This window comes from Paenarthrobacter sp. 10L420 (assembly GCF_056395385.1).
The window spans coordinates 217,693-225,865 of sequence record NZ_JBFTJK010000015.1 but is presented as its reverse complement, the minus strand read 5'-3'; the positions used below and the strand labels follow the sequence as shown (position 1 = coordinate 225,865).

Below are 8,173 nucleotides of genomic sequence, written 5' to 3'. Positions count from 1 at the left end.
GATCAGATCATCGCTGCCGTGTCCATCCCGGTCATGGCCAAGGCCCGCATCGGCCACTTCGTCGAAGCCCAGGTCCTGCAGTCCCTCGGCGTGGACTACATCGACGAGTCCGAGGTCCTGACCCCGGCCGACTACGTGAACCACATCGACAAATGGAACTTCACCGTTCCCTTCGTCTGTGGCGCCACCAACCTTGGTGAGGCCCTGCGCCGCATCAACGAAGGCGCGGCGATGATCCGTTCCAAAGGTGAAGCAGGCACCGGCGATGTTTCCAACGCCGCCGGCCACATGCGCAAGATCCGTTCCGAGATCGCCAAGCTCGCAGCACTTCCCGAAGACGAGCTGTATGTCGCAGCCAAGGAACTGCAGGCCCCGTACGAGCTGGTCAAGGAAATCGCCGCCACGGGCAAGCTCCCGGTGGTCCTGTTCACCGCCGGTGGCATCGCCACCCCGGCTGACGCTGCGATGATGATGCAGCTCGGCGCTGATGGCGTCTTCGTCGGTTCGGGGATCTTCAAGTCCGGCAACCCCGCAGAGCGCGCTGCCGCCGTCGTGAAGGCAACCGCCTATTACGATGATGCCGACGTCATCGCCAAGGTCTCCCGCGGCCTCGGCGAAGCCATGGTCGGCATCAACGTCGACGAAATCCCGCAGCCCCACCGCTTGGCAGAACGCGGCTGGTAAGTTTCGTAGGACGCCCACCGTTCCGTTTTGCGACTGAGAAAGGAACCGATCGTGGTTCACAAAGTAAAAGCTGTCATCGCCAAGGAAAAGAACGCTCCGGTTACCTTGGAGACCATCCTTGTACCGGATCCAGGGCCGGGTGAGGCGTTGGTGGATATCCTCACCTGCGGGGTGTGCCACACCGATCTGCACTACCAGCAGGGTGGCATCTCGGACGATTTCCCGTTCCTTCTCGGCCACGAAGCCACAGGCGTCGTAAGCGCGGTGGGCCCGGATGTCACGGAAGTCGCCCCCGGCGACAGAGTGATCCTGAACTGGCGTGCGGTGTGTGGTCAATGTCGTGCCTGCGCCAAGGGCCAGCCGCAGTACTGCTTCAACACCCACAACGCCACCCAGAAAATGACGCTGGAGGACGGTACTGAGCTTTCGCCGGCACTGGGAATCGGCGCCTTCGCCGAAAAGACCCTCGTGGCTGCGGGCCAATGCACCAAGGTGGATGATTCGGTGGATCCCGCCGCAGTGGGTCTGCTGGGATGTGGCGTGATGGCCGGCATCGGTGCGGCCATCAACACTGGCGAGGTCAAGCGTGGCGAGTCCGTGGCCGTCATCGGGTGCGGCGGCGTCGGCATTGCCGCGATCGCCGGCGCCAAGCTGGCCGGTGCCACCACCATCATTGCCGTGGATATCGACGCCAACAAGGTGGACATGGCCAAGTCCCTGGGAGCCACCCATGGAGTGAACTCCAGCCTCGAGGATCCGGTAGAAGCTATCCAGGCCCTGACGGGAGGCAACGGCGCAGACCTGGTGATTGACGCCGTCGGACGTCCCGAAACGTACAAGCAGGCTTTCTACGCCCGCGATCTCGCAGGCCGCGTTGTCCTGGTTGGCGTTCCTTCGCCCACCGCCACACTGGAGTTGCCGCTGCTGGATGTCTTCGGCCGCGGCGGATCCTTGAAGTCCTCCTGGTACGGCGACTGCCTGCCCTCCCGCGACTTCCCGATGCTGGTGGAGCACTACAAGCAAGGCAACCTGAACCTGGACGCTTTCGTGACAGAACGCATCACCATCGACCAGGTGGAGGAAGCCTTCGCCCGGATGCAGGAAGGCAAAGTCCTTCGCTCCGTGGTGGAAATCGAGCCGGCGGTGGCGCTCTGATGGCCGTCACCGTACAGAACCGGGTCACCTCCGGAACGTTTTCGCTCGACGGCGGCACCTGGGATGTGGACAACAACGTCTGGATTGTTGGGGACGAGCAGGAATGCGTCATCATCGATGCCCCGCACGATGCCCAGGCCATCATCGAGCAGGTGCAGGGCCGCAAAGTCCTGGCCATCCTGCTGACCCACGCCCACAACGACCATATTGGGGCCGTGCGGGAGGTTGCTGATGCCGTTCAAGCTCCCATCTACCTGCATCCCGAGGACCTGGTGTTGTGGGAACAGGTCTATCCGGACACCACGCCAGACAAGCACCTTAGCGACGGCGATGTTTTCACCGTTGCGGGAGCTGAATTGCGGGCCATCCATACACCGGGCCACTCACCGGGATCCACGTGCTTCCTGCTCGAGGAGCAGGACACGGTTTTCACCGGAGACACCCTGTTCAACGGTGGTCCGGGAGCAACCGGGCGGTCCTACAGCGATTACCCCACCATCCTGGCATCCATCCGGGAACGGCTCCTGACGCTGCCGGCCCACACGGTGGTGCGCACCGGGCATGGGGACAACACCACCATCGGAGCCGAGCGCGAGACGCTGGCGCTGGTAGAGAAGAACCAAGCGTAAGGCAGGACTAGGGTTCGGCTACCGGAGTCCCGCACTGTGCGCCAAAGCGATGGCCTCAGTGCGGGACCGGACGTCGAGCTTCCGGAAGAGGTTCCGGATATGGAACTTCACAGTATTTTCGCTGACGTTGAGTTCAGTGGCGATGGCCCGGTTACGTTGGCCGGCCGCCAGTAATTGAAGGACTTCCAGCTCCCTCGCCGCAAGGCCCCACGCCGCGACATCCCCCGCCGGCGCTGATGGTGGATCCAGCGGCAGCACAACGGAGATGTCGGCTCCCCAGCCCTGCATGACGTCCAGGCTCATCCTGCCGTTAACGGCTTGCACGCGTTGGCGCAAGCGTTCGATGTTGGGAGCCTCGGGGGATAGCTCGCCTCTGCCATCGTCACGGACATTGATGAGCAGGTTCTCGCCGTCGCAGTCCCACTGTGCCCGGACACGATGCACGTCGGGTTGCTCGGCGATGGCCAGGACGAGGCCTCGAACCACAGCGCGGGCGGCGTGGGCTACTTCGCCCGGCAATGCCCTGCCGTTCGCAGGCGGTTCGATGAATTGGATATCGATGTTGCTGAAGTGCATCAGCGGCCGGAGGTCCTCGCGAAGCCTTTCGAACGCCGTGCTGACCGGTTCCTCCACAAGATCGCTGGTGCGGTCGTTCAAAGTGCGCAGGCTGATCAGGGCCTTGACGGTCATGTCGGTCACGGCTGTACGGGCTGCGTGGTCGTCCATGGAGCTCGACCTCAAGGCCGCGAGCACAGTTTCCAAGGTGGTGGAGTGCTGATCCACCAGCTCGGCAGTTACGCGGATCCGCTCCGCTGATGCGGCTCGGGACTCCAGAAGGTACGACGGCGGCGCGTCAGAGACCTTCTCCTGGATACGCGCCGCTGTGAGCCGCCAAAGGTAGGAGAGGACACGCTCCGCATCTTCTGCCAAGCCTTCTGCAGGATCCGTGAGGACCAGGAGGGCGTTACTCGGTGCGTAGCCCAAGGCCAGCACATCCCGCTCCGTCCCCCCGACAACAGCCTTGCCCCGCCACGGTCCCTCGTCTGGAATCGTGGCCCGTACACGGTCCAGTTCCGGAATGGAAACCCTGCTGACAATGCTTTCCTCGCCCGCCTTCTTTTGCGGCCGGCCCGTGCAGTCCTCGGTGAAAATCACCAAGGCGCTGGACTTGATGAACGGGGCCAGCGCACCACGCAGGCTCTCTGCAATACGCATCAAGGGTGCCTGCGCTATTTCCGCGACGGCGTCCAGAAGCTGCCACGGAAGGGCCCCGGTATCCGGGCGGCGTTTGCTATCGGTCAGCTGGGTCATGGAAGCAGCCTAAAGGAATATGAGCCACGTTAACTACCCAAAAGGGTGGTATGAACTGCTCGTTTTCGGCGTTCCCCCTACCCGAACTAGCCGGAAGACTTGTCCATAGGCCCGAAAGGCTTGAGCACCTATCCACGAAGGAGTGAATGTGAACGTCACCGCAGAAACAGCAACTGCCACGAGCGCGGACGTAGCCGGCAATGTATCCCTGATCCTCGGCGAAGTCGCTGACACTACTTCCGGCATTGACTACGCTCAGTTGGCCCATCTTGCACACAGGATCAGTGGGGCCGGGCGTGTGTTCCTCGCCGGAGCCGGGCGCAGCGGCCTGGTCCTCAGAATGGCTGCCATGAGGCTGATGCACCTTGGCCTGACCGTCCACGTCGCAGGTGACACCACCACGCCGGCCATCAGTTCCGGAGACTTGCTCGTGGTCGCGTCCGGTTCGGGTACGACGTCGGGTGTGGTCAAAGCTGCCCAAACCGCACTTGAGGCCGGTGCACAGGTTGCTGCCATCACCACCAACGCCTCCTCGCCCCTGGCGGGGCTGGCCGACGCCTTGGTGATTATCCCGGCCGCCCAAAAGACGGACCACGGTTCGAACATTTCGCGCCAGTACTCCGGCAGCCTCTTTGAGCAGGCGCTGTTTCTCGCCACGGAGTCGGTTTTCCAGACCCTCTGGGACGCCGCCGACGAACCCGCTGAACAGCTCTGGCTGCGTCACGCAAACCTCGAATAGGCCCCGCTGACTTAGCTGCGCAGTTGAACTGCCTGCTTGGGGCCGACTCCAACTCACCAACAACCCACAAAGAAAGTAAGAACACTATGAAACTTCAAGTCGCACTGGACCTCCTCACCACCGAGGCCGCCCTGGAACTGGCTGGCAAAGTAGCCGAGCACGTTGACATCATCGAGCTGGGCACGCCGCTGATCAAGGCAGAGGGCCTCTCCGCAGTGACCGCGATCAAGGAAGCACACCCCACCAAGATCGTCTTCGCCGACATGAAGACGATGGACGCTGGAGAACTCGAGGCAGACATCGCCTTCAAGGCCGGCGCCGACCTCGTCTCAGTGCTCGGAACGGCAGACGACTCCACCATTGCAGGTGCCGTCAAGGCAGCCCAGGCACACAACAAGGGCATCGTGGTGGACCTGATCGGCGTTGCTGACAAGGTCAGCCGCGCAAAGGAAGCCCGCGCTCTCGGGGCCAAGTTCATCGAGTTCCACGCTGGCCTGGACGAGCAAGCCCAGCCTGGCTTCGACCTTCGCGGACTCCTTAACGCCGGTGAAGAAGCCCGTGTACCGTTCTCGGTTGCAGGTGGCGTCAACCTCTCCACCATCCAGGCCGTGCAGTTGGCCGGTGCAGACGTCGCCGTGGCCGGTAGCGCCATCTACAGTGCCCTTGATCCGGAACTGGCTGCGAAGGAACTCAAAGCCGCTATCCAGTAAGGCCTGTTACTACCTCACTCAACCCGCTGGATGCCGCGGCCCGGAGAGTACCCTTTCAAAGGTACTTTCCGGGCCGCTCGCTTTTTTGGGACTCCCTTATTTGAGGCCTACTTTTCCGGGCTTGGAAGGTGCGCCTGTTCCAATAGCTCAGTGAGCCAGGGCCGCTGGGCATGGTGGAACGTCAACCCCTCCGGCAGGCCTTGGACCGAGGGTTTGGAACCGCTGATGTCGATGGTGATTCGGCCGCTTCCCATAGGGGCGTTGCCGATGTGGAGGTCTCCGAAGGACGGCGGCAAAACGGGGTCCAGCCAGACGCCGCCCAACGAAATGTGCGTGTCGTAGCGCATGAGGCCCATGACCAGTTGAATGGGCGTTGTGGCGGCCCATGCTTGGGGTGAGCAGGCAGTTGGATAGGGAACCGGTTCGCTGAACTGTTTCCGGTCGAAGCCGCAGAAGAGTTCCGGGAGCCGGCCACCTGAATACTCGGCGGCTTCCAGCAACGCTGTGGCAATCCGTTGTGCTTCTTCCACAAAGCCGTACCGCAGCAGCCCTTGGACAATCAAGGCATTGTCGTGCGGCCAGACTGAGCCGTTGTGATAGCTGGCCGGATTGTAGGCGCCCATATTGCTTGCCAACGTCCGGATTCCCCAACCACTGAACATCTCCGGGGACATCAGGTGCTCCACCACAGAGGGGGCCTTGTCCTCATCCACCAAGCCAAACCACAAGCAGTGGCCCATGTTGGAAGCGCATGCATCCACAGGCCGCTTGTCGCCGTCCAAGGCGACGGCATAATAGCCCTTGTCCGGAAGCCAAAACTCTTCGTTGAACTTCTGCTTGAGGCGATCCGCGCGTTCCTGAAGCTCCGCAGCCAAGCTGAGGTCGCCGGCGTCGTAAGCTGTCCAGGCCCGGGACGTATAGGCGCCGTGCACGTAGGCCTGGACTTCGCACAGCGCCAAGGGCGGTTCGGCAAGGGTGCCATCGGCAAAGTTGATGCCGTCCCAGGAGTCTTTCCATCCTTGGTTGATGAGCCCGTGCTCGTTGGGGCGACCGTACTCCACAAAGCCATCGCCGTCCCGGTCGCCGTAATCGCGGATCCACTCAAGGGCGCGGTCCGCATTGGGAAGCAGGGCCGCAATGGTTTCCTTGCCGAAACCCCAGCGGCTGACCGATCCCAGGACAACCACGAAGAGGGGGGTGGCATCAACGCTGCCGTAGTAAGCGGATTTTCCGCCGAGAGCGAGGCCGCTGGAGACATCGAGCCTCACCTCATGCAGGATCTTGCCCGGTTCTTCCTCGCTGACCGGATCCACCACTGTTCCCTGGCGGTCGGCCAAGGTTCGGAGCGTCCCCAAAGCGAGGGAGGGGTCAACGGCCAACGCCATCTCGGATGCCCAGAGGGAGTCGCGGCCGAACAACGTCATGAACCATGGAGCGCCGGCGGCCACAACCACCCTGTCCGGATGGTCCGGATCCTGGATCCTGAGGGCGCCGAGGTCCTCGTAGCTGCGCCGCAGGGTCCGCTCAATGGATCGATTGCCAATATGCAGGACGGGGATTTTATCCACCCAATCTTGCCGCCGCCGGTCGCTGGGCGACATTTCCCCGCGTGCTGGATGGACGAAGGGTGCCACGACGCCATCGGCGGTTGGCAAAACAGTGACCCGAGTGCTCCATTCCCCGAAAGGTGGAATCGTGGTCCTGAAGCCCAATGCCTTTGCTCCCGCACCCGCACCTTCGGCCTGGATGACGACGCTTTTTCGGAAACCCTCCCACCGGCCACGGATTTCCAGCGAATTGCCCTCAGGAAGCCGGGTTTCGGTCCAATGACGGGTGATCCTGGCCTCCTTCACTTCAAAGAGGTCCGCGAAGTCAGACTCGACCGTCAGCAGGATCCGGCAATCAGCTGCCTTGGTGGAGTAGTTCCGGACTGTGATCTTCTCCAGGATTCCGGCTCCGACCTCGCGCAGGCGCTCCACCAGCAGCGGACTGTCCGCATATCCATCCGAACGGGGCACCCGGCAGGCAAAGAGCGCCCGGTAAGGTTCCTTGGTCTCCGCGGCCAGTGGCTCGAGTGGTTGTCCGTTGACCGTCAATTCCCATTTGGACAGGATCCGGGTATCCAAATGGAATACCCCCTGCGGTAGCTCGGGACGGATGTCTCCGTTGGCAGCGGAAATGCAGAATGATGAGCCTTCCACCAGCGTGACCGTGCCGGAGCCAAGGGGCCCGGCGGCAGTATCGGCGTTCCATCCAGCCACGTCTGTGCCTCCAATCAGGGCGGAACGATGGCCCGCACAAGCGGTTTTGCTCGGCTTGCCTGGGAGTCGGCTCGGCCGTATGTGTAGACGTATCCGAAGCTACGCCGATGCGGCAGTGGGCACCAGAGGCAAGAAGGTTCGTTTAGCAGGGACGCCACGCCGATGCAATCCAGAGTTCACCTACTTTCCAGTACAGGCGAAGCTCAAGAGGACTATAGTGGGGGAACAGGACATTCGCTGATGCAGCCCGGCGGCCCGTTTTTAACTTCCGCCACCGGAGGCCCCGCAATGACCGACACCCAAATCAGTAGTTTTCTGAGTGACTGTGTGGTGTTTGATGATGACACCGAGGAGGGGCTGGATTTTGACACCCTCTACGGCCTTTACATCAGTTGGTGCGTCCTCGGACGCAAAGTGCCCATTCCTGATTCCGCTTTCAGGACCGCCCTTGAACTTGAAGGATTGCGCGCCAGGAAAGATCATGGCCAGCGCGTCTACCCCGGCCTGAACATGGTGGGCGCCGCAGCCAGGGACTACGTGATGAACAGTGTCCCTGCCTGGACTGAAACCGACAACAGGGTACCCGTGTTAACCCAGTTGAGTGAGGACTCGGTTCCTTCCTTGAGGTAACCCCGTTGAGTTCCCGAATTTGAGTACAGCTGATGCCCTTAGGATGCGTTCCTA

At 62.0% G+C, this 8,173-nt stretch carries 8 protein-coding genes; 6 read left to right on the top strand and 2 right to left on the bottom strand.

Features of this window, described 5'->3' with window-relative positions:
* The 3 genes from pdxS to AC1DD5_RS19700 form a co-directional block, all read left to right on the top strand.
* Positions 1-684: pyridoxal 5'-phosphate synthase lyase subunit PdxS (pdxS, locus tag AC1DD5_RS19710; RefSeq protein WP_477522485.1), on the top strand; the 684-nt coding region annotated here is incomplete at its 5' end.
* Positions 685-735: 51 nt separating this feature from the next.
* Positions 736-1,839, top strand: coding sequence for an S-(hydroxymethyl)mycothiol dehydrogenase (locus AC1DD5_RS19705; RefSeq protein ID WP_477522484.1), 1,104 nt, complete (start codon positions 736-738; stop codon positions 1,837-1,839).
* Positions 1,839-2,468, top strand: a complete 630-nt coding sequence (locus AC1DD5_RS19700; RefSeq protein WP_477522483.1) for an MBL fold metallo-hydrolase — start codon at positions 1,839-1,841, stop codon at positions 2,466-2,468. The genes AC1DD5_RS19705 and AC1DD5_RS19700 overlap by 1 nt, the downstream gene beginning before the upstream one ends.
* Before the next feature lie 18 nt (positions 2,469-2,486).
* Here AC1DD5_RS19700 and AC1DD5_RS19695 read toward each other — a convergent pair whose 3' ends face one another.
* A complete protein-coding gene (locus AC1DD5_RS19695; RefSeq protein ID WP_477522482.1) occupies positions 2,487-3,779 on the bottom strand; it encodes a helix-turn-helix transcriptional regulator in 1,293 nt (430 codons plus the stop codon).
* Positions 3,780-3,927: 148 nt separating this feature from the next.
* Here AC1DD5_RS19695 and hxlB point away from each other — a divergent pair, with 148 nt between their 5' ends.
* Positions 3,928-4,518: a 6-phospho-3-hexuloisomerase gene (gene hxlB / locus AC1DD5_RS19690; RefSeq protein ID WP_442018249.1), complete on the top strand. Its 591-nt coding sequence runs from the start codon at positions 3,928-3,930 to the stop codon at positions 4,516-4,518.
* Positions 4,519-4,604: 86 nt separating this feature from the next.
* Positions 4,605-5,228, top strand: coding sequence for a 3-hexulose-6-phosphate synthase (gene hxlA / locus AC1DD5_RS19685; RefSeq protein ID WP_477522481.1), 624 nt, complete (start codon positions 4,605-4,607; stop codon positions 5,226-5,228).
* A 107-nt stretch (positions 5,229-5,335) separates the two neighbouring features.
* On the opposite strand, the gene AC1DD5_RS19680 is transcribed toward hxlA, so the two are convergent.
* The gene (locus AC1DD5_RS19680) at positions 5,336-7,489 is read right to left on the bottom strand and encodes an amylo-alpha-1,6-glucosidase (protein WP_477522480.1); all 2,154 of its coding nucleotides are present in this window, start codon (positions 7,487-7,489) and stop codon (positions 5,336-5,338) included.
* A 288-nt stretch (positions 7,490-7,777) separates the two neighbouring features.
* Between AC1DD5_RS19680 and AC1DD5_RS19675 the strand changes: the two genes are divergently transcribed.
* Positions 7,778-8,119 (top strand): hypothetical protein, encoded by a 342-nt coding sequence (locus AC1DD5_RS19675; protein WP_477519218.1) that lies wholly within the window; start codon positions 7,778-7,780, stop codon positions 8,117-8,119.
* Positions 8,120-8,173 lie beyond the last annotated feature (54 nt).

Coding starts and splice junctions, on each gene's coding strand:
- AC1DD5_RS19700 (WP_477522483.1), top strand. CDS start 1,839: ATGGCCGTCACCGTACAGAACCGGGTCACCTCCGGAACGTTTTCGCTC.
- AC1DD5_RS19695 (WP_477522482.1), bottom strand. CDS start 3,779: ATGACCCAGCTGACCGATAGCAAACGCCGCCCGGATACCGGGGCCCTT.
- hxlA (WP_477522481.1), top strand. CDS start 4,605: ATGAAACTTCAAGTCGCACTGGACCTCCTCACCACCGAGGCCGCCCTG.
- AC1DD5_RS19675 (WP_477519218.1), top strand. CDS start 7,778: ATGACCGACACCCAAATCAGTAGTTTTCTGAGTGACTGTGTGGTGTTT.